This window comes from Acidovorax sp. FW305-C-20-28, assembly GCF_058783375.1.
The window spans coordinates 1-25381 of sequence record NZ_JBYSYM010000012.1 but is presented as its reverse complement, the minus strand read 5'-3'; the positions used below and the strand labels follow the sequence as shown (position 1 = coordinate 25381).

The 25381-nt window shown below is 64.1% G+C and carries 25 protein-coding genes and 1 pseudogene; 14 read left to right on the top strand and 12 right to left on the bottom strand.

The genetic code is table 11. The features are described from left to right. Nucleotides 1-31: 31 nt before the first annotated feature. The gene (locus AC3WOH_RS15120; RefSeq protein ID WP_492230116.1) at nt 32-694 is read left to right on the top strand and encodes a lysozyme inhibitor LprI family protein; all 663 of its coding nucleotides are present in this window, start codon (nt 32-34) and stop codon (nt 692-694) included. A gap of 25 nt (nt 695-719) precedes the next feature. Here AC3WOH_RS15120 and AC3WOH_RS15115 read toward each other — a convergent pair whose 3' ends face one another. After that, complete coding sequence (locus AC3WOH_RS15115; RefSeq protein ID WP_492230115.1) at nt 720-1214, bottom strand: hypothetical protein; 495 nt, start codon at nt 1212-1214, stop codon at nt 720-722. 120 nt (nt 1215-1334) lie between these two features. On the opposite strand from AC3WOH_RS15115, the gene aat reads away from it, so the two are divergent. From aat to AC3WOH_RS15100, 3 genes are all read left to right on the top strand, one after another. Then, nucleotides 1335-2096 carry a leucyl/phenylalanyl-tRNA--protein transferase gene (aat, locus tag AC3WOH_RS15110; protein ID WP_492230114.1) on the top strand — a complete coding sequence of 254 codons (762 nt, stop codon included), beginning with the start codon at nt 1335-1337 and terminating at the stop codon, nt 2094-2096. Next, complete coding sequence (locus AC3WOH_RS15105) at nt 2093-2857, top strand: arginyltransferase (RefSeq protein ID WP_492230113.1); 765 nt, start codon at nt 2093-2095, stop codon at nt 2855-2857. The genes aat and AC3WOH_RS15105 overlap by 4 nt, the downstream gene beginning before the upstream one ends. Before the next feature lie 105 nt (nt 2858-2962). Continuing rightward, the gene (locus tag AC3WOH_RS15100; protein WP_184862550.1) at nt 2963-3814 is read left to right on the top strand and encodes an IclR family transcriptional regulator; all 852 of its coding nucleotides are present in this window, start codon (nt 2963-2965) and stop codon (nt 3812-3814) included. Between the two features lie 115 nt (nt 3815-3929). Here AC3WOH_RS15100 and AC3WOH_RS15095 read toward each other — a convergent pair whose 3' ends face one another. The 6 genes from AC3WOH_RS15095 to AC3WOH_RS15070 form a co-directional block, all read right to left on the bottom strand. Then, nucleotides 3930-5006 carry a serine hydrolase gene (locus tag AC3WOH_RS15095; RefSeq protein ID WP_492230112.1) on the bottom strand — a complete coding sequence of 359 codons (1077 nt, stop codon included), beginning with the start codon at nt 5004-5006 and terminating at the stop codon, nt 3930-3932. 115 nt (nt 5007-5121) lie between these two features. Continuing rightward, entirely contained in the window at nt 5122-6660 is a 1539-nt protein-coding gene (locus tag AC3WOH_RS15090) for a 2-isopropylmalate synthase (RefSeq protein WP_492230111.1), read from the bottom strand. Between the two features lie 217 nt (nt 6661-6877). Beyond that, a complete protein-coding gene (gene pssA / locus AC3WOH_RS15085; protein WP_492230110.1) occupies nt 6878-7711 on the bottom strand; it encodes a CDP-diacylglycerol--serine O-phosphatidyltransferase in 834 nt (277 codons plus the stop codon). 294 nt (nt 7712-8005) lie between these two features. Further along, entirely contained in the window at nt 8006-9022 is a 1017-nt protein-coding gene (ilvC, locus tag AC3WOH_RS15080) for a ketol-acid reductoisomerase (protein WP_184862542.1), read from the bottom strand. Nucleotides 9023-9086: 64 nt separating this feature from the next. After that, nucleotides 9087-9578: an acetolactate synthase small subunit gene (ilvN, locus tag AC3WOH_RS15075; protein WP_007857867.1), complete on the bottom strand. Its 492-nt coding sequence runs from the start codon at nt 9576-9578 to the stop codon at nt 9087-9089. A 167-nt stretch (nt 9579-9745) separates the two neighbouring features. Beyond that, nucleotides 9746-11536: an acetolactate synthase 3 catalytic subunit gene (locus AC3WOH_RS15070; protein ID WP_184862538.1), complete on the bottom strand. Its 1791-nt coding sequence runs from the start codon at nt 11534-11536 to the stop codon at nt 9746-9748. Nucleotides 11537-11849: 313 nt separating this feature from the next. On the opposite strand from AC3WOH_RS15070, the gene AC3WOH_RS15065 reads away from it, so the two are divergent. The 6 genes from AC3WOH_RS15065 to AC3WOH_RS15040 all read left to right on the top strand — a co-directional run bounded on the left by AC3WOH_RS15065 (nt 11850) and on the right by AC3WOH_RS15040 (nt 15474). Continuing rightward, nucleotides 11850-12419 (top strand): RNA polymerase sigma factor, encoded by a 570-nt coding sequence (locus tag AC3WOH_RS15065; protein WP_492230109.1) that lies wholly within the window; start codon nt 11850-11852, stop codon nt 12417-12419. Continuing rightward, nucleotides 12416-12871, top strand: coding sequence for a DUF3619 family protein (locus AC3WOH_RS15060; protein ID WP_492230108.1), 456 nt, complete (start codon nt 12416-12418; stop codon nt 12869-12871). The genes AC3WOH_RS15065 and AC3WOH_RS15060 overlap by 4 nt, the downstream gene beginning before the upstream one ends. 20 nt (nt 12872-12891) lie before the next feature. Next, nucleotides 12892-13797, top strand: coding sequence for a DUF3106 domain-containing protein (locus tag AC3WOH_RS15055; protein WP_492230107.1), 906 nt, complete (start codon nt 12892-12894; stop codon nt 13795-13797). Nucleotides 13798-13842: 45 nt separating this feature from the next. Continuing rightward, nucleotides 13843-14388, top strand: a complete 546-nt coding sequence (locus tag AC3WOH_RS15050) for an RDD family protein (protein ID WP_492230106.1) — start codon at nt 13843-13845, stop codon at nt 14386-14388. An 89-nt stretch (nt 14389-14477) separates the two neighbouring features. Beyond that, a complete protein-coding gene (locus AC3WOH_RS15045; RefSeq protein WP_184862530.1) occupies nt 14478-14882 on the top strand; it encodes a diacylglycerol kinase in 405 nt (134 codons plus the stop codon). Next, nucleotides 14875-15474, top strand: a complete 600-nt coding sequence (locus AC3WOH_RS15040) for an LOG family protein (protein ID WP_492230105.1) — start codon at nt 14875-14877, stop codon at nt 15472-15474. The genes AC3WOH_RS15045 and AC3WOH_RS15040 overlap by 8 nt, the downstream gene beginning before the upstream one ends. A 69-nt stretch (nt 15475-15543) precedes the next feature. Here the strand turns inward: AC3WOH_RS15040 and AC3WOH_RS15035 are convergent, their stop codons facing one another. Both AC3WOH_RS15035 and AC3WOH_RS15030 read right to left on the bottom strand, forming a co-directional pair. Next, the gene (locus tag AC3WOH_RS15035; protein ID WP_124514797.1) at nt 15544-15882 is read right to left on the bottom strand and encodes a P-II family nitrogen regulator; all 339 of its coding nucleotides are present in this window, start codon (nt 15880-15882) and stop codon (nt 15544-15546) included. 65 nt (nt 15883-15947) lie between these two features. Next, nucleotides 15948-17612 (bottom strand): NAD+ synthase, encoded by a 1665-nt coding sequence (locus AC3WOH_RS15030; RefSeq protein WP_492230104.1) that lies wholly within the window; start codon nt 17610-17612, stop codon nt 15948-15950. A 65-nt stretch (nt 17613-17677) separates the two neighbouring features. On the opposite strand from AC3WOH_RS15030, the gene AC3WOH_RS15025 reads away from it, so the two are divergent. The 3 genes from AC3WOH_RS15025 (at nt 17678) to AC3WOH_RS15015 (ending at nt 21076) form a co-directional block, all read left to right on the top strand. After that, on the top strand, nt 17678-18910 hold the full coding sequence (locus AC3WOH_RS15025; RefSeq protein WP_492230103.1) for a GNAT family N-acetyltransferase: 1233 nt from the start codon (nt 17678-17680) through the stop codon (nt 18908-18910). Between the two features lie 73 nt (nt 18911-18983). Beyond that, nucleotides 18984-19505: a hypothetical protein gene (locus AC3WOH_RS15020; protein ID WP_492230102.1), complete on the top strand. Its 522-nt coding sequence runs from the start codon at nt 18984-18986 to the stop codon at nt 19503-19505. Then, nucleotides 19502-21076, top strand: a complete 1575-nt coding sequence (locus AC3WOH_RS15015; RefSeq protein ID WP_492230101.1) for an ATP-binding protein — start codon at nt 19502-19504, stop codon at nt 21074-21076. The genes AC3WOH_RS15020 and AC3WOH_RS15015 overlap by 4 nt, the downstream gene beginning before the upstream one ends. 3 nt (nt 21077-21079) lie before the next feature. Here AC3WOH_RS15015 and AC3WOH_RS15010 read toward each other — a convergent pair whose 3' ends face one another. After that, entirely contained in the window at nt 21080-21997 is a 918-nt protein-coding gene (locus AC3WOH_RS15010) for a LysR family transcriptional regulator (RefSeq protein WP_492230100.1), read from the bottom strand. A 119-nt stretch (nt 21998-22116) separates the two neighbouring features. Here AC3WOH_RS15010 and AC3WOH_RS15005 point away from each other — a divergent pair, with 119 nt between their 5' ends. Further along, nucleotides 22117-22977: an aldo/keto reductase family oxidoreductase gene (locus tag AC3WOH_RS15005; protein WP_492230099.1), complete on the top strand. Its 861-nt coding sequence runs from the start codon at nt 22117-22119 to the stop codon at nt 22975-22977. 120 nt (nt 22978-23097) lie between these two features. On the opposite strand, the gene AC3WOH_RS15000 is transcribed toward AC3WOH_RS15005, so the two are convergent. Further along, a complete protein-coding gene (locus AC3WOH_RS15000; protein WP_492230098.1) occupies nt 23098-24846 on the bottom strand; it encodes a methyl-accepting chemotaxis protein in 1749 nt (582 codons plus the stop codon). A gap of 139 nt (nt 24847-24985) precedes the next feature. Beyond that, nucleotides 24986-25381: pseudogene (locus tag AC3WOH_RS14995) on the bottom strand (methyl-accepting chemotaxis protein); the annotation flags it as partial.

Here is a 25381-nt window from a genome sequence, read left to right as displayed (position 1 = left end):
TGGGTGCCCGCCTGCCCTCCCCTGCACCACCATGCCCCTGACCCGAACGATGCGCCCCTGGTTTGCTGCCGCCACGCTGGTGGTCCTTGCCCCACTGGTCAGCGCCGCCAGCTTCGACTGCGCCAAGGCCCGGTCGCCGATGGAAAAGCTGATCTGCTCTGACGCCACGCTCTCGGCACTGGACGAGCAGCTCAACACCGCGTTCAAGGAGGCGATCGAGCGCTCCAAGGCCCGGCCGCAGTTGGTGCAATGGCAGCGCGAGTGGCTCAAGTCGTATGAGGTCACGCAGTGCAAGGATGCGCGCTGCCTGGCCAAGGAGTTCACGGGCCGCATTGCCCTGCTGCAGGGCGTTGCGCCCGCCAGCGGGCCCAGTGCGCAGTGGAACGGCATGTACACCCGCTACCACCAGGGCAAGCCCGACAAGGACAGCGCCACCCTGGCCATCATCGGCCTGCAGGACGGCAGGGCCTACCTGGCGGGCGATGCCGTCTGGCTAGGCCCCAACGCCGCCAACGGCCAGGTGAACGTGGGCGAGATACGCGGCGTGGCCACCCTGCGCAACGGGCTGCTGACCTATGACAGCGACGGCTGCACGGCCACGCTGGCCTTGCAGCGCGGCGGCCTGGCGGTGAAGGAAGACAATGGCTGCGGCGGCATGCATGTGACCTTCATGGGTGACTACCGGCGCAAGTAGCGCCCAGGCCTGAGCAGGCTGTAGCCTACAGACGGACTTCCACCTGGTCGATTTTCCAGCCATCTTCGTTCACCAAGCGCACCTTTTGGGTCTCTGGTGAGGTGGATGTACTGCCGCAGACATCCGTCTGCCGATAGGTGAGTTCAGCCACATCGCCCGAAATGCTCTGCCCATCCAGTTCGATCTTCTTGCAGCGCGCAAGTGTCTGGGACATGCCGAGGTAAACGCGGGCCACTTCCTCACGCGTTTTTCCCATCATCTTCATCATTGCCGGAATTTTCTGCTCCACGTCTGCACGCTTTCTGGCTGAATGGAAGACGGCCCCTTCCTCCAGAGTAGCAATGCCGTCGACCGACTTCTGGTAGTAGCGCTCATAGAAGACATTGGGTGCCTCCTGTTTCTGGCAGCCTGCCAGCGCGATGAGCAACAATGCGAGTCCATATCCACGGCGCATGGCCAATCCCCTCCCCTGTGTGGCAATCGCGGCATTGTGCAGGCCAGGCAGCAGCAGATCTCGCATGCCAAGGCAATGCAGCGGGAAATGTGTCGCCTGCAGCCGACATCACCCAGAAAGTCCGCACGCTGCTTGAACGGAATGTTGCCGCACAATCAAACTGCCTCACCATTTCTCCTCGCCCCCATGCCCGCCCAACTCCCCTGGCTGGAACCCCATGACCCCTTCCCCAGCCCGGCGAGCGCCTGGGGTCCCCACGATCCGGCGCCGGGCCTGCTGGCCGCCGGGGGCGCGCTGGATGTGGAGCACCTGCGTGCCGCCTACGGGCAGGGCACTTTCCCCTGGTTCAGCGAGGGCCAGCCCATCCTGTGGTGGGCGCCTGATCCGCGCATGGTGTTGCCGGTGGCCGAGTTCCGGCTGCACCGCTCGCTGCGCAAGACCCTGCAGAAGTTTGCGGCCGCAGGTGACCGCTGCGAGGTGCGTGTGGACAGCGCCTTCGGGCAGGTGATACGGGCCTGCTCGTCCACCCCGCGCGAGGGCCAGGCGGGCACCTGGATCGTGCCGGACATGGTGCAGGCCTATGAGGCGCTGCACGCGGCGGGCTCGGCCCACAGCGTGGAGACCTGGGTCGATGGCCAACTGGTGGGCGGGCTGTACTGCGTGGCGCTGGGCCGCGCGGTGTTTGGCGAGTCGATGTTCGCGCACGCGACCGATGCCTCCAAGATCGCGCTGGCGGCGCTGGTGGCCCTCTGCCGCGTGCACGGCGTGGCGCTGATCGACTGCCAGCAGAACACGCGCCACCTGGCCTCGCTGGGGGCGCGCGAGATTCCGCGCAGCGAGTTCCTGCGCCAGATCGGCGTGGCGCAAGGCCTTGCGGGCGGCGCGTGGCGTTTCGAGCCCGTATACTGGGACCAACTGCTGGCCCCTCATTCCACGCCCCTGGCATGACGCAACTCAACGACCTGCCGCTGCAGACCCTGCAGTTCTATGCGACAGCGCCCTACCCGTGCAGCTACCTGCCGGACCGGCAGGCGCGTTCGCAGGTCGCCACGCCCAGCCACCTGATCCAGAGCGATGTGTACTCGGGCCTGGTGGCCACGGGCTTTCGGCGCAGCGGCATGTTCACCTACCGCCCCTATTGCGATGGCTGCCAGGCCTGCACCCCGCTGCGCGTGCGCGCGCAGGAGTTCCGGCCCGACCGCAGCCAGCGCCGCGCCGCCGCGCAGCACGGCCAGCTGCAGGCGCGCGTGCTGCGGCTGTGCTTCGTGCCCGAGCACTACCAGCTGTACCTGCGCTACCAGAACGGCCGCCACGCGGGCGGCGGCATGGACCAGGACAGCATTGACCAGTACACGCAATTCCTGCTGCAAAGCCGCGTGAACTCGCGGCTGGTGGAGTTCCGCGAGGTGGACACAGCCACCGGCGAGCCCGGCGCCCTCAAGATGGTGTCCATCCTCGACGTGCTCAACGACGGCCTGTCGGCCGTCTACACCTTCTACGAACCCGAGGCACGCGCCAGCTATGGCACCTACAACGTGGTCTGGCAGATCGAGCAGGCGCGCTCCATGGGCCTGCCCTATGTGTACCTGGGCTACTGGATCGAAGCCAGCCCCAAGATGAACTACAAGGCGCGCTTTCTGCCCCATGAGATCCGCCAGGGCAGCGAGTGGCGGCGGGTGGACCAGCGTCACCCAGGTGCCAGCGCCTGACAGGGGCTCCAAGGTACCCGATGGTGCCGTTGCATTTCACAAGGTAAGATGCGGTGATCAGAGGATGTTGTGGATATCCCTTACTCCACGCCATTCCCGCCGCCCATGAAAAAAATCGACCCTGGTATCCCGATCAAACCCAGCGTTCAGGTGCTGGAGCGCATGTTCACGCTGATCGATGTGCTCGCCTCGCGCGAGGACGCCATCTCGCTCAAGGAAATCAGCGAGAAGACGGGGCTGCACCCGTCCACCACGCACCGCATCCTCAACGACCTGACCATCGGCCGCTTCGTGGACCGACCCGAGTCGGGCAGCTACCGGCTGGGCATGCGCCTGCTGGAGCTCGGCAACCTGGTCAAGGCCCGCCTGAGCGTGCGCGACGCGGCGCTGGCCCCCATGCGCAACCTGCACAAGCTGATCCAGCAGCCGGTCAACCTGAGCATGCGCCAGGGCGACGAGATCGTGTACGTGGAGCGCGCCTACAGCGAGCGCTCGGGCATGCAGGTGGTGCGCGCCATCGGTGGCCGCGCGCCGCTGCACCTCACCTCCACCGGCAAGCTCTTCCTGGCGGTGGACGACCCCCAGCGCGTGCGCGCCTATGCCACCCGCACCGGGCTGGCCGGCCACACACGCAACAGCATCACCCAGCTGCCCGTGCTGGAGCGCGAGCTGGCCAAGGCACGCCAGTACGGCACGGCGCGCGACAACGAGGAGCTGGAGCTGGGCGTGCGCTGCATGGCTGCGGGCGTGTACGACGACCAGGCCAAGCTGGTGGCCGGCCTGTCCATCTCGGCCCCGGCCGACCGGCTGGACGAGGGCTGGATGGCCAAGCTGCAGGCCACGGCGCAGGAGATCTCTCTGGCGCTGGGCTATGTGCCGGCCAAGGCGCCCATGTCGCCGCTGTCTTCCTCCGCGTCCCTGCACAGCAGCGAGAGCCTGCACACGCCAGTCGAATAACGAGCGCAGGGGCCATGGCCCCGCTGAAAACGACAAACCCCGGGAGCCTGCGCCACCGGGGTTTTTTCATGCCCTGGGCTTGCACCCAGGGGCGGGATGCCAGGGGCCGCTGGAATCAGCCGTTGGAGTTGCTGTGCACCACCGTCTTCACGGGGCTGATGGCGGCAGGCATGGACTCGACCCAGTGGCGCACGCGCTCGGCATCGCCCAGGCGGCTGAACTTGCCGGCCGAATCCAGGAACACCATGATGATCTTGCGGCCGGCGACCTGCGCCTGCATCACCAGGCAGCGGCCGGCCTCGGAGATGTAGCCGGTCTTTTGCAGGCCGATGTCCCAGGTGGGGTTCTTCACCAGGCCGTTGGTGTTGTTGAACTGCAGCGTGCGCGCCCCCAGGGCCAGCTCGTAGCCGGGCGAGGTGGACAGCTCGCGCAGCACCGGGTCGCCATGGGCGACGTTGACCAGGGTGGCCAGGTCGCGGGCGCTGCTCTGGTTGCGGCTGGACAGGCCCGTGGGCTCGACGTACTTGGTGTCGGTCATGCCCAGGAGGCGGGCCTTGGCGTTCATCTGCGCGACGAAGACGTCCAGGCCGCCCGGGTAGGTGCGACCCAGGGCGTGGGCGGCGCGGTTTTCGCTGGACATCAGGGCCAGGTGCAGCATTTCACCGCGGGTGAGCGTGGAGCCCACGGTCAGGCGCGAGCGGCTGCCCTTTTCGGTGTCCACATCGTCCTGGGTGATGGTGAGCTGCTCGTCCATGGGCAGCTTGGCCTGGGAGATGAGCAGGCCGGTCATGAGCTTGGTAAGCGAGGCGATGGGCAGAACGGCGTGGTCGTTCTTGCTCAGCAGCACTTCATGGGTGTCCTGGTCGATCACCAGGGCCACGCTGGACTTGAGGTCCAGCGGGTCATTGACTTCGTGCAGGCCTGCCAGTTGGCCGAAGGACGGCTTGGCGGGCACAAAGGCCACGCGAGTCGCGGCCTTGGAGGTCTTGGCGCTGACGCGCACCGGCTTGGCAGCCACGGCGGCCTTGCGCGGGCCGACGGACTTCTTGGCGGTGGCCGATGCCACCTGCTTCTTGGCGGGCGCTTTCTTGCGCTCGTTGGCATGTGCCATGGGCGACGCAAGCGCCGCACTCACAACGACAAAGCCCAAAACTTTGAAAAGACGGTTCAATGCGGTGCGGCCATGGTGCATCAAAGTGCTCCAAAGGGTAAGAAGTGTGGGCCAGTGTACAGAATCAAAAAAAGTCGCGCAAGATCAAGACCTTGCGCGACTTTCCAAGAAAGTGAATGAATTATAAATTCAACGCTTATCCCTGTGCTGCCACTCGGTCAGCTTTACTTTGTAATTTGTTCAACGCGCTGAGGTAGGCTTTGGCTGACGCGACCACGATATCCGGGTCCGCACCCGTGCCGTTGACCACGCGGCCGCTGTTTTGCAGGCGCACGGTGACCTCGCCCTGGCTCTCGGTGGAGCCGCTGATGGCGTTGACGGAATACAACACCATCTCGGCACCGCTCTTGACGTGGGCCTCGATGGCCTTCAGAGATGCGTCCACCGGGCCGTTGCCCACCGATTCGCCGCGCACTTCGTGCCCGTCCACGGTGAACACGATGCGCGCACGGGGCTGCTCGCCGGTCTCGCTCTGCTGGTACAGCGAGACGAAACCGTACTGCTCCTTCTCGGCCGTCACGCTCTCGTCGCTCACCAGGGCCAGGATGTCTTCGTCGAAGATCTCGGCCTTGCGGTCGGCCAGCTCCTTGAAGCGGGTGAAGGCGGCGTTGATCTCGGTCTCGCTGTCCAGGCTCACGCCCAGTTCCTGCAGGCGCTGCTTGAAGGCATTGCGACCGCTGAGCTTGCCCAGCACGATCTTGTTGGCCGTCCAGCCCACGTCTTCGGCGCGCATGATCTCGTAGGTGTCGCGCGCCTTGAGCACGCCATCCTGGTGGATGCCGCTGGCGTGCGCGAAGGCGTTGGCGCCCACCACGGCCTTGTTGGGCTGCACCACGAAGCCGGTGGTCTGGCTGACCATGCGGCTGGCCGCCACGATGTGCTTGGCATCGATGTTGAGGTCGAGGTTGAAGTAGTCGCGGCGCGTCTTGATGGCCATCACGACTTCTTCGAGCGAGCAGTTGCCCGCGCGCTCGCCCAGGCCGTTGATGGTGCACTCGATCTGGCGGGCACCGCCGATCTGCACGCCAGCCAGCGAGTTGGCCACGGCCATCCCGAGGTCGTTGTGGCAGTGCACGGACCAGATCGCCTTGTCGCTGTTGGGAATGCGTTCGCGCAGCGTCTTGATGAAGTTGCCGTACAGCTCGGGAATCGCGTAGCCCACGGTGTCGGGCACGTTGATGGTGGTGGCGCCCTCGGTGATCACCGCTTCGAGCACGCGGCACAGGAAGTCGGGGTCGCTGCGGTAGCCGTCTTCGGGGCTGAACTCGATGTCGGCCACGAGGTTGCGCGCAAAGCGCACAGACTGGCGCGCCTGCTCCAGCACCTGCTCGGGCGTCATGCGCAGCTTCTTTTCCATGTGCAGCGCCGAGGTGGCGATGAAGGTATGGATGCGTGCGCTGTTGGCGCCCTTGAGCGCTTCGGCCGCGCGCGAGATGTCGCGGTCGTTGGCGCGCGAGAGCGAGCAGATAGTGGAGTCCTTGATGGCATTGGCAATGGACTGCACAGCCTCGAAGTCACCATTGGAGCTGGCCGCGAAACCCGCTTCGATCACATCCACCTTCAGGCGTTCGAGCTGGCGTGCGATGCGCAGCTTCTCGTCTTTGGTCATGGAGGCGCCGGGCGATTGCTCGCCATCGCGCAAGGTGGTGTCGAAAATGATGAGTTTGTCGGCCATGGGGTTCTCCTGGTATTTGATGGTGGGGTGGTCCGCAACGCTGGAATTCTGGCGCCCAAAGCAAAAGGCCCGCTGCGGGTGCATACGGGCCTTGGTGGAAAACGTGTGCGCGTGCGCCTACCGTCCGGGCCCGTGGGGAGCTAGCAGTAGGATCGCAATGGCCAACGTGTTCATGCCTTGCAATGTAGCACAACTGCAGCCCACGCGGGGCTGGGCGTCATTTGTGCAGGCCGCGCTCGTCGGGTTCGTCCGTGGAGGTGCTGATCACGCTGCTGTGCTGCCCCTTGGCCTTGCGCCAGGCGTAGACGGCATAGCCGCTCAGGCCATAGAACACGAACACGCTGAACAGCACGATGGGTGGGTGGATGTTGATGACGGCGATGCCCAGCGCGATCAGCACGATGGCGGCGAAGGGCACGCTCTTCTTCATCTGGATGTCCTTGAAGCTGTAGAACGGGACATTGGTCACCATGGTGAGCCCGGCATACAGCGTGAAGGCGAACATGGTCCAGGTGACCTGGTCCCAGCCGATCCAGGCTTCCGCGCCGCGATGCACGCCCAGTTCGGTCATGAGCCAGATGAAGCCGGCCACCAGCGCTGCCGCGGCGGGCGATGGCAGGCCCTGGAAGTAGCGCTTGTCCACCACGCCGGTGTTCACGTTGAAGCGCGCCAGGCGCAGGGCGGCGCAGGCGCAGTAGACGAAAGCCGCGATCCAGCCCCAACGCCCCAGGTCCTTGAGCGACCACTCATAGGCGATGAGTGCGGGCGCGGCGCCGAAGGACACCATGTCCGACAGCGAATCCATCTGCTCGCCGAAAGCGCTTTGCGTGTTGGTCATGCGGGCGACGCGGCCGTCCAGGCTGTCGAGCACCATGGCGCAGAACACCCCCACGGCCGCCTGCTCGAAGCTCCCGTTCATGGCCATCACGACGGCGTAGAAGCCCCCGAACAGCGCCGCCAGCGTGAACAGATTGGGCAGGATGTAGATGCCTTTGCGCCGCTTGCGCACCATCACACCGGAGCCGTCGGCCAGATCCTTGCCGTCATGCATCGAAAAAATCTCCATCGCCAGGCCCGCCGGCGTGAACAGCTATCAAAATTATAGTAATTGGCACCTGCACGCACAGCGCGCGGCACCCCTCCCGGGAGCGCGTGCACGCTCCAGACCAAAGGCGCAGTGTAGCTGCACCCAGGCACCCCGGACGAGGGCCGCCTGTCAACAATTCATGACCGGTGCGCCGCGCGACGCCGCCCGGGGGCACCTGGCCTGGCGCCACAACGAAAAAAGGCCACCGAAGTGGCCTTTTGGGAGATCGACCGTGCGCGCGAGGCGCAGGCTCGCCGATCAGTTGCGGGTCTGGTCGACCAGCTTGTTCTTGGCGATCCAGGGCATCATGGCGCGCAGCTTGCCACCCACCACTTCGATGCTGTGGTCGGCGGTGTTTCGGCGGCGGGCCGTCATGCTTGGGTAGTTCAGGCGGCCTTCCTGGATGAACATCTTGGCGTAGTCCCCGTTCTGGATGCGCTTCAGGGCATTGCGCATGGCGGCGCGCGATTGCTCGTTAATGACTTCAGGACCGGTCACGTACTCGCCGAACTCGGCGTTGTTCGAGATCGAGTAGTTCATGTTGGCGATGCCGCCTTCGTAGATCAGGTCCACGATGAGCTTGAGCTCGTGCAGGCATTCGAAGTAGGCCATTTCAGGGGCGTAGCCGGCTTCGACCAGGGTTTCGTAACCCATCTTGATCAGCTCGACGGCACCGCCGCACAGCACGGCCTGCTCGCCGAACAGGTCGGTCTCGGTTTCTTCCTTGAAGTTGGTCTCGATGATGCCGGCCTTGCCGCCACCGTTGGCCATGGCGTAGGACAGGGCCAGGTCACGGGCCTTGCCGGACTTGTCCTGGTGCACGGCCACCAGGTGGGGCACGCCGCCGCCCTGGGCATAGGTGCTGCGCACGGTGTGGCCAGGGGCCTTGGGGGCGACCATCCACACGTCCAGATCGGCGCGGGGCACGACCTGGTTGTAGTGCACGTTGAAGCCGTGGGCGAAGGCCAGCGAAGCGCCTTGCTTGATGTTGGGGGCCACGTTGTTGTTGTAGACCTCGGCGATCTGCTCGTCGGGCAGCAGGATCATGACCACGTCGGCAGCCTTGACTGCGTCGTTCACTTCCAGCACGTTCAGGCCGGCCTTGCCGACCTTGTCCCACGAGGCGCCGCCCTTGCGCAGGCCAACCACGACCTTCACGCCGCTGTCGTTCAGGTTCTGTGCATGGGCGTGGCCCTGCGAGCCGTAGCCGATGATGGCAACGGTCTTGCCCTTGATCAGGCTCAGGTCACAGTCTTTGTCGTAGAAAACTTTCATGGGTCGCTCCGGTTGAAATGCGTTGTTTGGGGGGTTGAAATACGGAAAAACGGGGTGGATTGTCTTACACCCGGAGAATTCGCTCGCCGCGGCCGATGCCGCTGGCACCAGTGCGCACGGTTTCCAGGATGGCCGTGCGGTCGATCGCCTGCAGGAAAGCGTCGTTCTTGGATTGATCGCCGGTGAGCTCGATGGTGTAGCTCTTCTCGGTCACGTCGATGATGCGGCCGCGGAAGATGTCGGCCATGCGTTTCATCTCCTCGCGCTCCTTGCCCACGGCGCGCACCTTCACCATCATGAGCTCGCGCTCGGTGTAGGCACCTTCGGTGAGGTCGACCACCTTGACCACTTCGATGAGGCGGTTCAGGTGCTTGGTGATCTGCTCGATCACGTCGTCGGAGCCCGTGGTCTGGATCGTCATGCGCGAGAGCGATGGATCCTCGGTGGGCGCCACGGTGAGCGACTCGATGTTGTAGCCACGGGCAGAGAACAGGCCCACGACGCGCGACAGCGCGCCGGGTTCGTTCTCCAGCAAAACGGCAATGATGTGTTTCATGGTGAAGACATTCCTCTTTTCGCTGCCCTCCCCTGCGCACGGTAATGCGCAGGCTCGGCAGGCAATAGATTCGTCAAAGGGGTGCTATCAGGCTGATAGCGGTGGATTGGCCTGCAGCCACCGGCATGCGGTGGCTGTAAGCCGCAGCGGGAGCCGGGAACCTGTGTTTACAGGTCCTCGGAGCCCAGCAGCATTTCGGTGATGCCCTTGCCGGCCTGCACCATCGGGAACACGTTCTCGGTGGGGTCGGTACGGAAGTCCATGAACACCGTGCGGTCCTTGAGCTTGCGTGCTTCGCGCAGCGCGGGCTCCACGTCCTTGGGGTGCTCGATCAGCATGCCCACGTGGCCATAGGCCTCGGCCAGCTTCACGAAGTTGGGCAGCGCATCCATGTAGCTGTGGCTGTAGCGGCCCGAGTACTCGATCTCTTGCCACTGGCGCACCATGCCCAGGTAGCGGTTGTTCAGCGAGCAGATCTTGATCGGCGTGTTGTACTGCAGGCAGGTCGACAGCTCCTGGATGTTCATCTGCACCGAGCCTTCGCCGGTGATGCAGAACACTTCGGATTGCGGCTTGGCCAGCTTGATGCCCATGGCGTAGGGGATGCCCACACCCATGGTGCCCAGGCCGCCGGAGTTGATCCAGCGGCGGGGTTCGTCGAAGCGGTAGTACTGGGCCGCCCACATCTGGTGCTGGCCCACGTCGGACGTGATGTAGGTGTCAGCGTCCTTGGTCATGTTCCACAGCGTCTCCACCACGTACTGGGGCTTGATGACGTCGGGGCCGCCCATGTCGTACTTCAGGCAGTCGCGCTTGCGCCAGCCTTCGATGGTGTCCCACCAGGCGGCCAGGGCGCCGGCATCGGGGCGGGTGCTGCTCTCGCGGATCATGGAGATCAGCTCGGTGAGCACGTCCTTCACATCGCCGACGATCGGGATGTCGACCTTCACGCGCTTGGAAATGCTCGACGGGTCGATGTCCACGTGGATGATCTTGCGGTCGTTCTGCGCAAAGTGCTTGGGGTTGCCGATCACGCGGTCGTCGAAGCGCGCGCCCACGGCCAGCAGAACGTCGCAGTTCTGCATGGCGTTGTTGGCTTCGATGGTGCCGTGCATGCCCAGCATGCCCAGGAACTTGCGGTCCGACGCGGGGTAGGCACCCAGGCCCATCAGCGTGTTGGTGACCGGGTAGCCCAGCATGTCCACCAGGGTGCGCAGTTCGTTGGTGGCATTGCCCAGCAGCACGCCGCCGCCGGTGTAGATGTAGGGACGCTTGGCCGCCAGCAGCAGTTGCAGGGCCTTGCGGATCTGGCCGCTGTGGCCCTTGCGCACGGGGTTGTACGAGCGCATTTCCACGCTCTGGGGGTAGCCGGTGTAGGCGGCCTTCTTGAAGGACACGTCCTTCGGAATGTCCACCACCACGGGGCCGGGGCGGCCGGTGCGGGCGATGTGGAAGGCCTTCTTGAGCGTGGCGGCCAGATCGCGCGGGTCCTTGACCAGGAAGTTGTGCTTGACGATGGGGCGCGTGATGCCCACGGTGTCGCACTCCTGGAAGGCGTCGAGCCCGATGGCGGGCGTGGGCACCTGGCCGGAGATGATCACCATGGGGATGGAGTCCATGTACGCCGTGGCGATGCCGGTGACCGCGTTGGTCAGGCCGGGGCCCGAGGTGACCAGGGCCACACCGACTTCACCGGTGGCGCGGGCATAGCCGTCGGCGGCGTGCACGGCTGCCTGCTCGTGGCGCACCAGCACGTGCTGGATGGTCTCTTGCTTGTACAGCGCGTCGTAGATGTACAGAACGGCGCCGCCGGGGTAGCCCCAGATGTACTGGACGTTCTCGGCCTGGAGCGACTTGACCAGGATCTCGGAACCCATGAGGTCCTGGGAGGGGGAGGAATGGGTGTTGCCCTGCGCAGCAGCGGCTGCCGAAGTGATCTCGGCCTTGGAGATTTCCATGATGATCAACCTTTGTGAATTTCTCTGACGAAAAACCTTGGGTGCTCCTTGCCTGGGCTCTTGTGAAGCCAGCGTGGAACTTGAGGCCAAGGACATGAGCGGGATGATTGCCCGCCGGACCGTGACCCGTTTGCCTTTTGAATTGCAGGCCCGATTATCGCACTGCAACACGCGCAAATGCACACCATGCCTAAAAAAACACGCAGGGATGCGATAATCGATGGTTCCGACCCTCTGTGGAGGGCTTTGGCACCTGTTGTTGGAGCGCCGCACTGGCGTGCACCAATAGCGTCCCATCCCGGGCTGACCCGTCTTGGCAACCGAACAAGAACTCTCCGATTTCCTCAAAAGTGTAGAAAAGCGCGCCTACAAGCGCTCGCTCTACCATGTCCGCAATGAGGAAGCGGCCCTGGACATCGTGCAGGACAGCATGCTCAAGCTGGCCGAACACTATGGGGACAAGCCCGCCTCCGAGCTGCCCATGCTGTTCCAGCGCATCCTGTCGAACAGCACTTTGGACTGGTTTCGGCGCCAGAAGACGCGCAATGCACTGTTTTCGAGCATGAGCGACTTCGAAGGCCCGGGCGAAGATGGCATGGATTTTGATTTGCTGGAGGCGTACTCCGGCTCCGACGATGGGGACAAGGCCGAGAGTGCCGAAGACCTGACCCGCCGGGCCCAGATTTTTCGGAGCATCGAGGCAGAAATAGAAGAATTGCCAGCACGTCAACGGGAAGCCTTCCTCATGCGTTACTGGGAAGAAATGGATGTATCAGAAACGGCAGCCGCGATGGGTTGTTCGGAAGGCAGTGTGAAAACGCACTGTTTTCGTGCCATACAAACCCTGAGCAAGGCACTGAAAGCCAAAGGAATCGAACTGTGAACACCGTACCGACCCCGACCCAGGAAGCTGCAGCAGAGCGTTTTGCCCGCCGCGTATCGGCCAGGCTGACAGACGGCGCGCAGGATCTGCCCTACGACATTTCGGAGCGCCTGCGCGCCTCGCGCATGCAGGCCCTGGCCCGCCGCAAGGTGCTGGCCCCGGTGCGCGCCCCGGCCCGGGCCAGTGCCCCGGTGGTGCTGGCCGGCGGCTCTTCGGCCAGCCTGGGTGCCGGCGGCGGCGAAGGCAACACCTGGTGGAACGCCCTGGTGTCGGCCGTGCCGCTGATCGCCCTGGTGGTGGGCCTGTTCTTCATCAGCACGGTGCAGGACGAGTTCGGCGCCAACGAGATCGCCGAGGTCGATGCCGCCCTGCTGACCGACGAGTTGCCTCCAGAAGCCTACTCCGACCCGGGATTTGTCCAGTTCCTCAAGACGGCAGCGCAGAATCACTGATTTGGCACACTGCCTGATGCATGCATAACGGAATTCCCGACGCCTCCCCACCATTGCCAGCCATCGTGCTGGCTTTGGTGCTTCTGGGCGCGCTGACCGCCACGGCCGTGACGGTCGTGCAACAGGTGGGCATGGCGCCCGCCACCCTGCTGCCCTCTGCCGCCACGCGCCCCACGCCGACGGCCGCCACTGCGCTGCGCCCCCCCGCCAGTTCCGCCACCGCCCTGCCCTCCGAAGGCCTGGCCGAGGTGGCCGCCGGACCGGGCTGGGAAACCCTGAACACCCGGCAAAAGCTGGCGCTGTACCCCCTGGCCGAGCGCTGGGCACAGATCAGCGAGGTGCAAAAACGCCGCTGGCTGGCACTGGCGGTGAACTTTCCGGAACTGCCCGAGGAGGAACAGGCCAAGCTGCACAGCCGCATGACCGAATGGGCCAGCCTGAGCGCCCAGCAGCGCAGCCAGGCGCGCCTGAACTACGCCAGCACCAACCGCCTGGCCGGCGACAACAAGCTCGCCCAGTGGGAGGCCTACCAGGCCCTGACGGAGGAAGAACGCCAGTTGCTGGCTGCCACGGCCCCGCCCAAGCCCCTGGGCGCAGCCACCGCCTTGCGGCCAGTGTCGCCGCGCAAGCTGGTGCAGGTGCCGGCCGCCACCCAGGCCAACCCGCTGCGGCCCAATGCGCCCAAAATCCCCCCGGTGACCGAGCACACGCCTCGCGTGGCCATGCCGGTTCCCGTCCCAGCGACGCCGGCATCCGGCACCCCCGCCCCGGGGCCTGCCGCCCCAACGGTGGTGGAAACCGCGCCCGTGACCGTGCCGAGTGCGGTTCCTTCGGCCCTGCCTCCCCTGGCGCCCGAAGGCAGCGATCCGGCTGCCCCAGCCGCCCCGCCCAGCGCCGACAATTCCGGCCTGTACCCCAACAACTGACGGCGCGGCCTGCGCTGCGCCCGTTCTCCGATCCTGCCGTCCGGAATGTCTGCCCCATCCACCCCCAGCACACCGCCCGCAGAGACGCCCCCGCCAGACACGCTGCCCGCCACCACCCCCAGCCTCATGCGCCGCATGGCCTGCTGGCTGTACGAGGGCATGCTGATGTTCGGCGTGGTGTTCATCGCCGGCTACCTGTTCGGCAGCCTGAGCCAGCAGCGCCACGCGCTGGACCACCGGCATGCGCTGCAGGCCTTCCTGTTCGTGGTGTTCGGCATCTACTTCACCTGGTTCTGGGCCAAGGGCCAGACCCTGGCCATGAAGACCTGGAACATCCGCGTGGTGGACCGCGCAGGCCGCCCCATCAGCCAGCCGCGCGCCCTGCTGCGCTATGTACTCAGCTGGCTGTGGTTCCTGCCGCCGCTGGCCGCCGTGGCACCGTTCGGGCTCTCGGGCGGCGAAACCCTGGTCATCGTCGTCGGCTGGGTCGCCGTCTGGGCCATCCTTGCGCGCTTCCATCCGGCGCAGCAGTTCTGGCACGATGCGCTGGCCGGCACGCGGCTGGTGCATTTCGAGCACCGCAAAAAGTAACCCAACCAACACCCCGGGCAGGAACGGCCTCACCAGTCCTTAAGCCCGGCGTCATAACCCTGCGCGACAATCGCGGTTTTTGCTCCCTTATGTCCACCCCCCAGCCCACCGCCCCCGCCAATCCCCAGAAGGCCCGCACGGGGCTCAACCGCATCTGGCACGCGGCCGGCTATTCGCTGGAAGGCCTGCGCGCCGGCTGGGGCGAAAAGGCCTTCCGCCAGGAAGCCATCGCCGCCATCGTGCTGCTGCCCGCCTCGCTGTGGCTGGGCAAGAGCTGGGTGGAGGTGGCCCTGCTGGCCGGCTCGGTGGTGATCGTGATGATTGTCGAGCTGCTCAACACCGGCATCGAGACCGCCATCGACCGCATCGGCCCCGAGTGGCACGACCTGTCCAAGCGCGCCAAGGACATGGGCAGCGCTGCCGTGCTGCTGGCCCTGCTGCTGTGCATCGGCATCTGGGGGGGCGCCATTTTCCAGAGGATCGCGCATGGCTGATACCGCACCGGCTTTCTCCATCTGTGTCTACTGCGGCTCGCGCCCCGGCGAAGACACCGCCTACACCCAGGCCGCCACGGCCGTGGGTGAGTGGATCGGCGCGCACGGCGGGCAACTGGTCTACGGCGGCGGGCGCAGCGGCCTCATGGGCACGGTGGCCGAGGCCACGCGCCGGGCCGGCGGCCGCGTGGTGGGCATCATCCCCCAGGCCCTGGTGGACAAGGAACTGGCCAACCGGGCCTGCGACGAATTGCACATCGTGCAGACCATGCACGAACGCAAGGCCATGATGGCCGAGCGCAGCGACGCCTTCATCGCCCTGCCCGGCGGCATCGGCACCTTCGAGGAACTGTTCGAGGTCTGGACCTGGCGCCAGCTGGGCTACCACGACAAGCCCCTGGGCCTGCTCAACGTGGCCGGCTACTACGACGGCCTGCTGGCCTTTCTGAACCACAGCGTGGCCAGCGGCTTCATGGGCGAATGGCAGATGGGCCTGCTGCACGCCGGCACCGACACCCCCACCCTGCTCCAGACACTGGTAGAGCAAGCCGGCCACAATGCGAGCCAGATTCCACTGCGCTCGGTGATCTGAGCGCATGCGGCCGCGCCTTGTGCGCGGCCAGCCGCTTTTCCGGGCGGTGCACCGCCCGGAAAAGCGGCATCAAACCGCAGCGTCGTCCAGATCGCCGGTACGGATGCGCACCACGCGCTCCACGGCAGTCACGAAGATCTTGCCGTCGCCGATCTTGCCGGTGCGCGCCACGTTGACGATGGCATCCACACAGCGGTCCACGTCCTCGGACTTGACGACGACCTCGACCTTCACCTTGGGCAGAAAGTCCACCACGTACTCGGCGCCACGGTAGAGCTCGGTATGGCCTTTCTGGCGGCCGAAGCCCTTGACTTCGGTGACGGTCAGGCCGGTCACGCCGCACTCGGCCAGGGCTTCGCGGACTTCTTCGAGCTTGAAAGGCTTGATGACGGCGGTGATCATTTTCATGGTGGCTCTCCTGTGGATGTCAAAAAAGGGGTCTGGGGATCAAGGCTCAGGCCGTCGGCCCTGCATCAAGCTCTGAAACTGTTGGTGATAGGGTAACGCCAATCCTTGCCGAAGCTGCGGCGCGTGACGCGAATCCCCACGGGCGCCTGCTGGCGCTTGTACTCGTTGATCTTGATGAGCCGGGTTACGCGCTCCACGTCGGCGCGCGCAAAGCCGGCGGCGATGATGGATTCGATGGGCTCGTCGTTCTCCATGTAGCGCGCAACGATGGCGTCCAGCACATCGTAGGGGGGCAGGCTGTCCTGGTCCTTCTGGTCGGGGCGCAGCTCGGCGCTGGGCGGGCGGGTGATGATGCGCTCGGGGATGGGGCTGGCACCCGTGCCATAGGGGTCATGTTCATTGCGCCAGCGGCACAGCGCGAACACGGTGGTCTTGGCCACATCCTTGATGACGGCGAAGCCGCCGGCCATGTCGCCGTACAGCGTGCAGTAGCCCGTGGACATTTCGCTCTTGTTGCCCGTGGTCAGCACGATGGAGCCGAACTTGTTGCTCAGGGCCATGAGCAAGGTGCCGCGGATGCGCGCCTGCAGGTTCTCTTCGGTCGTGTCTTCGGCCAGGCCCGCGAAGTCGCTGGCCAGTGCGGCCTTGAAGGCCTCGAACTGGGGCTTGATGGAGATCTCGTCGTAGCGCACACCCAGGCGGGCCGCCATGTCGCGCGCGTCGATCCAGCTGATGTCGGCCGTGTAGGGCGAGGGCATCATCACTGCGCGCACCTTGTCGGCGCCCAGCGCATCGACCGCGATGGCCAGCACCAGGGCCGAGTCGATACCACCCGACAAGCCCAGCAGCACGCCGGGGAAGCGGTTCTTGCCCACATAGTCGCGCACGCCCAGCACCAGGGTGTCCCACAGATCGGCTTCGGCACTGCGCAGCGGGGCGATGTCGCCCTGGAGCACCAGCGGGGCGGTGCCGTCGCCGGATTCCACCTGCACGGTGAACAGCGCTTCCTCGAAGCCCGGGGCGCGCGCCGCCACGGCGCCATCGACACCCAGGGCGAAGGAGCGGCCTTCGAACACCACCTCGTCCTGCCCGCCCACCAAGTGCGCGTAGACGAGGGGCAGGCCGGTTTCCTGCACCCGCGCGCGCATGGTGTCCTCGCGCTCGGCGCTCTTGCCCAGGTGGAAGGGCGAGGCATTAATCACCGCCAGCAGCTGCGCGCCGGCCGCGGCCGCATCGCGCGCCGGGCCGGTGAACCATGCATCCTCGCAGACCAGCAGGCCCACGCGCACACCGGCCACCTCGAACACACAGGGCGCCTCGCCGGCCACGAAGTAGCGGCGCTCGTCGAACACCTGGTAGTTGGGCAGCTCGCGCTTGGTATAGGTCTGCTCCACCACGCCGTCGCGCACCACACTGGCCGCATTGAAGCAGGCGCTGAAGGCCGGCGCATCGGCGCGCACAGCCTGCGGATGCCCCACCACGATGGCCAGGCCTTTCAACCCCGCAGTCTCACGGGCCACGGTTTTCACGGCATCATCGCAGGCGGCGATGAAGGCCGGGCGCAGGAACAGATCCTCCGCCGCATAGCCGCACACCGCCAGCTCGGGCGTGAGCAGCAACTGCGCGCCCCGGGCATGGGCCTCGCGCGCCGCGGCAATGATCTTCTGCGCATTGCCGGGCATGTCGCCCACCACGAAATTGAGCTGCGCTGTGCAAATGGAGAGCGTCATGGAACTGGAAGAGGCCACCAAGGCCGGGTTGAAGACAACCGCCGATGCAGGCCCGCAGGGCATACATGGCTGAATCGGACATTATCGCCCGCGTGCTGGCCTCTCCGCAGGAGGTGGACGCCAATGCCTGGAACGGCCTGCTGGCTTTGCAAAGCCACCCCACGCCCTTTCTGCGCCACGAATACCTCACGGCCCTGCACGAGAGCGGCAGCGCTGTACCGAAACGTGGCTGGACACCCCGCTTCATGACGCTGTGGGAGGGCGATGCGCTGATCGCCGCCTGCCCGCTGTACCTCAAGGCACATTCGTACGGGGAGTATGTCTTCGACTGGGCCTGGGCCAATGCCTACGAACAGCACGGCGTGCCCTACTACCCCAAGGCCACCATCGCCGTGCCCTTCACACCCGTGCCCGGCACCCGGCTGCTGGCGCGCGACGAGGAGAGTCGCACCCTGCTGGTGCAGGCCGTCTGCCAGTGGTGCGAGAGCCAGGGTGTGTCGTCCGTGCATGTGCTGTTTGCCAGTGGCGACGATGTGAAGACCAGCGCCGATGAAGGCCTGATGCTGCGCCACACGGTTCAATTCCATTGGAAGAATGAACCGCCGGCAGGCCAGTCTTCGCTGAACGCATCGCACGAAGACAACGCCCCCGCGCGCTACGCGAGCTTCGACGATTTCCTCGCCAGCCTCGCACAGGACAAGCGCAAGAAGATCCGCCAGGAACGCCGCCGCGTCGCCGAGGCCGGCGTCACCTTCCGCTGGTCGCGCGGCACGGACATCGCCACCGCCGACTGGGACTTCTTCTACCGCTGCTACGAGCGCACCTACCTCGAACACGGCAACCCGCCCTACCTCACGCGCGACTTCTTCGGGCGCATGGCCGCCACTTTGCCCGAGGCCTGGCTGCTGTTCCTCGCCGAAAAAGACGGCCACCCCATCGCCAGCAGCCTGATCGCGCTGGGCGACGACGGTGATGATGGCCTGGTGGCTTACGGCCGCTATTGGGGCGCACTGGAGCGCGTGGACTGCCTGCATTTCGAGGCCTGCTACTACCAGCCGCTGCAGTGGTGCATCACCCACGGCGCGGCGCGCTTCGAGGGCGGCGCCCAGGGCGAGCACAAGATGGCCCGCGCTCTGCTGCCCGTACAGGCCACCAGCGCCCACTGGATCGCGCACCCGGCGTTTGCCGAGGCGGTAGAGCGCTTTCTGGAGCGCGAAGGCCAGGGGGTGGAAGGCTATCTGGAGGAACTGCAGGGGCGCAGTCCGTTCAGGCAAATCCAAATTTTCAAAAATAGCTAGACTCAAGCGCAACAGTGTGAAATCCTACAACCCCTAGGTTTCGCTGACGCATTGGCAGCGCATAAAGAGGCATATGGCAATCACTGCACCACCAGTTGACGAGCTGACTTTTTTAAAAATCACCGCAAATCACAATGAATTTGCAAACAAGCTACAAAAACTCGGCTGGAATAATTCTCAGCTCAACGACTACGTTCAGCACGTAGGCGTTGCGTGGTTTCTATTGGGGGATCAGCATTTAAGCGAGGCTGAAGTCATGTCACAAGCTGGAATTCAGCGAGCGACTCACTCAAGAGCATATTATGCCGCATACAATGCATCAAAGGGTGTCCGATATTTGGTTGTAGGTTTTGTTAGTCTTAAGGGAGACGATCATGGAAAAGCAGGAGAGTTGCCCGATGATTTCCCGGATAAGGTCACTTGGGCCAAAAAAATTGCGGCACTTTATGAGAACAGATTGCGTGCAGACTACGACAACTGGACATCTACAACCTCAGAATTCACTCAAACACCGGCGGATGCGGTCTCACAAGCCAAAGACTTCATCAAAACATCGAGAGATTATTTAAAAACGAGATTTGGCCTTCACATATGAATCAAAACATATCACAAAACTCTTTTAATGAAGCTCTCGCTGCATTCACGAGAGAAATTGGCGTTGCCGAGGTTTCAGCAGAAATTTCCACAGTAGGAAATCGGGACTTCATTAAATTCCAAGTGGGCAGAGAAAGCCCGCTCTATGACAATGCGCTCTTTTCAGTTCAGAAAAATCTAAGCGACTGGAATATATACAAAGGAGCGCTTGGAGTAACAGCAAATACATCAAAAAACTTCCCAGAATCTGTTGAGGCACGTGCGCTTTTAACACTTCTCTCAAGATCAACCCGGGAAGTTTCACAAGGTGCACCTCTGGCCGCTTACAAAGTTCCTTATGTGCCTTTTCAACAAAGAGAAGATCACACCTTGGCTCAGCCTGCCGCGCATATTGTTCGAGGGCGACGCGGTGTTGGGAAGTCTACTTTAATTCGACGAGCGGTCGATCTGCTCAAAGAGACACATGCCACGGTTGCTGTCATCGATATGCAATCGTATTCGACACTGCCAAAAGATGAGCTTTTAAGCGAATTATTTTTTGACATCTGTACATCATTGGCCTCGTCTGGCGACAAAGTTGCAGAGAGAGCAGGCATTCCGGCTGTCAGTGGAAGTTTGAAAAATGTTGCATCCCAAATCATCAGCAAAGAAATCACGTTAGAAAAGTCCCCAATTGCCATAAAAAGAGCATTGATTTCACTAACAAGCGCCACCAATGGGAGTGCTTATGTTTTCCTAGATGATTTCCACCTAGTAGAGCACACAATTCAACCAGAAATACTGCACTCCTTGCTTGCAGCATTAAAAGGGGCCAACTCCTGGTTAAAAATCATTGGAATCAGTTCACTGCTAAATGTTTACGATCCCAGAACAAGAAAGGGACTTCAAACCCCTGGCGATGCTCAGTTTATTTCGCTGGATTTAACCCTGGAAAACCCAGAGGCCGCAGAAAATCATCTTCGTTCAATACTTCAGGGATTTCTTAATGCCGTAGGATACTCCTTGAACTCATCCGTTATGCCAGATATGGCTTTTCAACGTTTAGCATGGGCAAACGCGGGGGTTCCTAGAGACTTTCTTCAAATGTTCGCGCGATCCTTGGAGCACGCCAGTCGCAATCGCCATTCAGCGGTCACCCTATCCGACATTAATGTCGCAATAGGCGAATTTGGTCAACAAAAGCTGCAAGAATTAGATTTAGACGCTCGAAACGAAGCAGGAATCATCAGGCAGATGCTCGATCTTCTTGAATACTTATGCCTTGAAAAAGAAAAAATAAATGCCTTTCTAATTCGCAGCGGAAATTCAAAAGAGAGATTTCTCGTTCAAATTCTCAGCGATCTAAGACTGGTTCATCTTATTCACCAGTCAATCACACCCAAAAAAGCAGGCGAAAGGTTCGAGGCTTTTATTCTTGACTATTCACTATTCACGGGATTTCGAAGAAGGCCAAATGTGCGGGAAATGATACCCATTGATTCACAATTCAAAGCCGCAGAGCTTCGAGCCCTTCCAAAAATTATGCCCGGGTTTTTTGAATCAGCATTTACTACTACCGCCATCGATTCTTGATTTTTAGTCAATACGACGATTTTCGATGCCTACAAAATCCACAAACGCTCTCAGCGGCGCCGGCAGGTAACGTCGGCCGGGGTAGTAGAGGAACGGCCCGGTAAAGGGCCGCGCCCAGTCTTCCAGCACGGGCACCAGTGCCCCGCTGTCGATGTGGGGCTGCAGCCAGCCTTCGAACATGTGGATGATGCCGCAGCCCGCGCGTGCCACCTCCACGGCCAGGTCCACCCCACCTGATATGCGCACGATGAGGGGGCCGGCGGGGTCCACGACCACCACATCGCCATCGCGCTCGAACTCCCAGCTGGCCATGCTGCCGCTGGCGAAGCGGCCGCGCAGGCAGGCGTGCTGCATCAGCTCGCGCGGGTGCTCCGGCCGGCCACGCGCGGCCAGGTAGGCGGGCGATGCGGCCGTGGCCATGCGCTGCCAGCGCGGGCCGATGGGGATGGCGATCATGTCCTGCTCCAGCCGCTCGTCGTAGCGGATGCCGGCATCGCAACCCTCGGCCAGGATATCGACGAAGCTCTCCTCCACCACCACGTCGAGCCGGATGTCGGGGTACGCCGCGAGGAAGGGCGGCACGATGGCGGGCAGCACCAGGCGCGCAGCGCTGGCGGGCACGTTCAGGCGCAGGGTGCCGGCCGGCCGGTCGCGAAAGCCGTTGACCACATCGAGGGCGGCCTCGACCTCGCCGAGCGCAGGCCCCAGGCGCTCGAGCAGGCGGGCACCGGCCTCCGTGGGCGCCACGCTGCGCGTGGTGCGGTGCAGCAGGCGCACGCCCAGGCGTGCTTCGAGCCGGCGCACGGCCTCGCTCAGGCCCGAGGCGCTGCTGGTGCCGCCACTGCCGCGCGCGGCTTCGCGAAAGCCACCGCTGCGCGCAACGGCGAGGAAGGCAGCCAGATCACCCAACTGCTCGGCCATGGTGCGTACCTCCGCGTGATTGTTCTGAATTCAGCACAACCCGTGCACATTCAACCGGCTTATCGTACACGCCACATCTGCCTACAGTGGACCCATTCACCCATTGCAAGGAGATTTCCATGACAGCCATCGACCCAGCCGGCACCTACCCACTCGGCCACCGCAGCGTGAAGCGCCTGGGCTACGGCGCCATGCAGCTGGCCGGCCCCGGCGTGTTCGGCCCACCCAAGGACCGTGCTGCCGCTGTGGCCGTGCTGCGCGCCGCGGTGGAAAGCGGTGTGGACCACATCGACACCAGCGACTTCTATGGCCCGCACGTGACCAACCAGATCATCAAGGAGGCGCTGCACCCCTACCGCGATGGCCTGACCCTCGTGACCAAGGTGGGCGCACGGCGCGGCGACGATGCCTCGTGGCTGCCAGCCTTCTCGAAGGCCGAACTCACGCAGGCCGTGCACGACAACCTGCGCCACCTGGGCCTCGACGTGCTGGACGTGGTGAACCTGCGCGCCATGTTCAGCGTGCACGGCCCGGCCGAAGGCTCGCTGGAAGAGCCGCTGACAGTACTGGCCGAGCTGCAGCGCCAGGGCCTCGTCCGCCACATCGGCCTGAGCAATGTGACGGCGCGCCAGGTGCAGGACGGGCGCAAGATCACGCCGATCGCCTGCGTGCAGAACCTGTACAACCTGGCCCACCGCGAAGACGAGGCCCTGCTCGCGCAACTGGCCGGTGAGGGCACGGCCTATGTGCCCTTCTTCCCGCTGGGCGGCTTCACGCCATTGCAGTCGAACGCCCTGTCGGCCGTGGCCGATCAGCTGGGCGCCACACCCATGCAAGTGGCGCTGGCCTGGCTGCTGCAACGCTCACCCAATATCCTGCTGATCCCGGGCACCTCGTCGGTCGCTCACCTGCAGCAGAACATGGCATCGGCCCGGCTGGCATTGCCACCCGATGCCGTGGCACAGCTGGACGCCATCTGAGTGGCTGCGGGCCAACGCACCAAAACAGCCCTCAAAAGCACCAAATTAAGGCATGAGAGCATGCAGACCCCATTTTGGTGCATCACTGCGCATTCAGCGGGCTGAAGCGGCTTCGAGAGTTCAGAAGCTCTCCCATTCATCGTCGGACGCCGTCGTCGCTGCTGCCCGCGGTGCAGCGGCAGGCGGTTTGGCTGCAGCCTGCGCCTTGGCAGACACCGGTGCCGTGAGCTTGCGTGGCGCCGCGCCGGCCACCGGCGGGCGGGAGGCCGGCGAAGCGACCGGCTTCGCAGGGCCGGAACGGGGGGCTGCAGCAGCCTGAACGGGCGGTGCGTCGGCCGACAGCTTGAACACCTCCACGGCCCCGACCAGGGCCTGGGCCTGGTGGCTCAGGCTGCCGGCTGCGGCGGCCATTTCCTCGACCAGGGCGGCATTCTGCTGCGTGACCTGGTCCATCTGTGTGACGGCATCCCCCACCTGGGAGACACCCTGGCTCTGCTCGGTGCTGGCGGCGCTGATCTCGCCCATGATGTCGGTCACGCGGCGGATCGAGGCCACCACCTCGGTCATGGTCGCGCCCGCCTTGTCCACCAGGGTCGTGCCCTGCTCCACACGCTCCACGCTGGCATGGATCAGGCTTTTGATCTCCTTGGCAGCGTCCGCACTGCGGCCGGCCAGGCTGCGCACCTCGCTGGCCACCACGGCAAAGCCGCGGCCCTGTTCGCCCGCACGGGCCGCTTCCACCGCCGCGTTCAGCGCCAGGATGTTGGTCTGGAATGCGATGCCATCGATGACACCGATGATGTCGGAGATCTTCTTGCTGCTGTCGTTGATGCCCTTCATGGTCTCCACCACTTCGGACACCACATCGCCACCCTGCACGGCCACGGTGGAGGCACTCATCGCCAGCTGGTTGGCCTGGCGTGCGTTGTCGGCGTTCTGCCGCACGGTGGAACTCAGCTCTTCCATGGACGCTGCCGTCTGCTGCAGGGCGCTGGCCTGCTCCTCCGTACGGATGGACAGGTCGTGGTTGCCTGAGGCGATCTCGGCACTGGCCGACGCCACGCCCTGCGCATTGCCGCGCACGCCCGAGACCACCTGGGCCAAGTTGTCGCGCATGGCGGTCAGGCCGGTGAGCAGGTAGGCGATCTCATCGCGCCCCTGCGCCTGGATGGGCACGGTGAGGTCGCCACGCGACACGGCATCGGTGATGTCCACCGCGTTGCCCAGCGAGCGCGAGATCTGGCGGATCATCGAGCCGCCCACCAGCACCGCGAGCAGCACGCCCAGCACCACGGCAGTCACGGTCACGGCCCAGATGGTCTGGTAGCTGGCCGCGGCGCGGTCGTACTCCATCTTGGCCTGGTCGAGCTGCACCTGCATGAGTTGGCCCAGAACTTCCTGCAGCGGGTCCATGGCCGGGTACAGGTCCTTGGCGGCAAAAGTGGTCAACGCGGTGGCATCGCCCCCACGGAACAGGCCTACCAGGGTTTCGGTGGCGGAATCCGCCTTGGCCTGCAGGGGCTTGAAGCGGTCCACCAGCGTCTTTTCCTCGGGTGCCAGCTTGGTGGCCAGGTAGGCGCTCCAGTTGGTGTCGATGGCCTTGCGGGCCTCGGCCACCGACTGCAGGCCCTGCGCGGCGGTCATGCCGCCGTCGCGCACCTTGTGCGCCGCGTCGACCACATTGACCGCGTACATGTCGGCCACGATCTTGATCTGCTTGAGGGGTACCACCCGGTCGTCGTACACCGATTTGAGTCCGGCGTTGGACTGCCCCATTCCGAACAGACCTGCCCCGCCGACCAGCAGGACAAGGCAGCACAACACACCCAGAAGCCCCGCCAGGCGGGTAGAAATCTTGAATCGATTCATGGCCTGTCTCCCGAAGTAACGAACTGTAAACACAGTTCTGCAAGATTCAAGCCAATGCCCGCGATGCCCTCTCAGGTTTCTTTCGGTGGTGGGGGTGCACGGGGCCGCTGCATGGCCCGCCTGCATTCACAAGCACGAATCAGAAGCTTTCCCATTCATCATCCCCGCCCCCAGCCGCCTTGGGCGCGGGGCTGGGTGACGCGGCCGGCGCCGTTGCCGCCGCCTTCACAGGGGCCTTGGGCGCCGCCAGCCGGGTGGCCGCAGGCGCCTTCACCGCCGCCCGCGCCGCTGGCGCCGCCATGGCCACCGGCTTGCGCACCGCCGGGGCCGCAGCGGTTGCCGGCGCACGGTGGCTACCCCCTTCGCCTGCAGCCAGCCGGAACACCGCCACCGCGTTCACCAGCTCGCCCGCCTGGCTGTTCAGGCTGCTCGCCGCTGCCGCCATTTCTTCCACCAGGGCCGCGTTCTGCTGGGTGGCCTGGTCCATCTGCGTGACCGCTTCTCCCACCTGGCCCACGCCTGCGCTTTGTTCGCT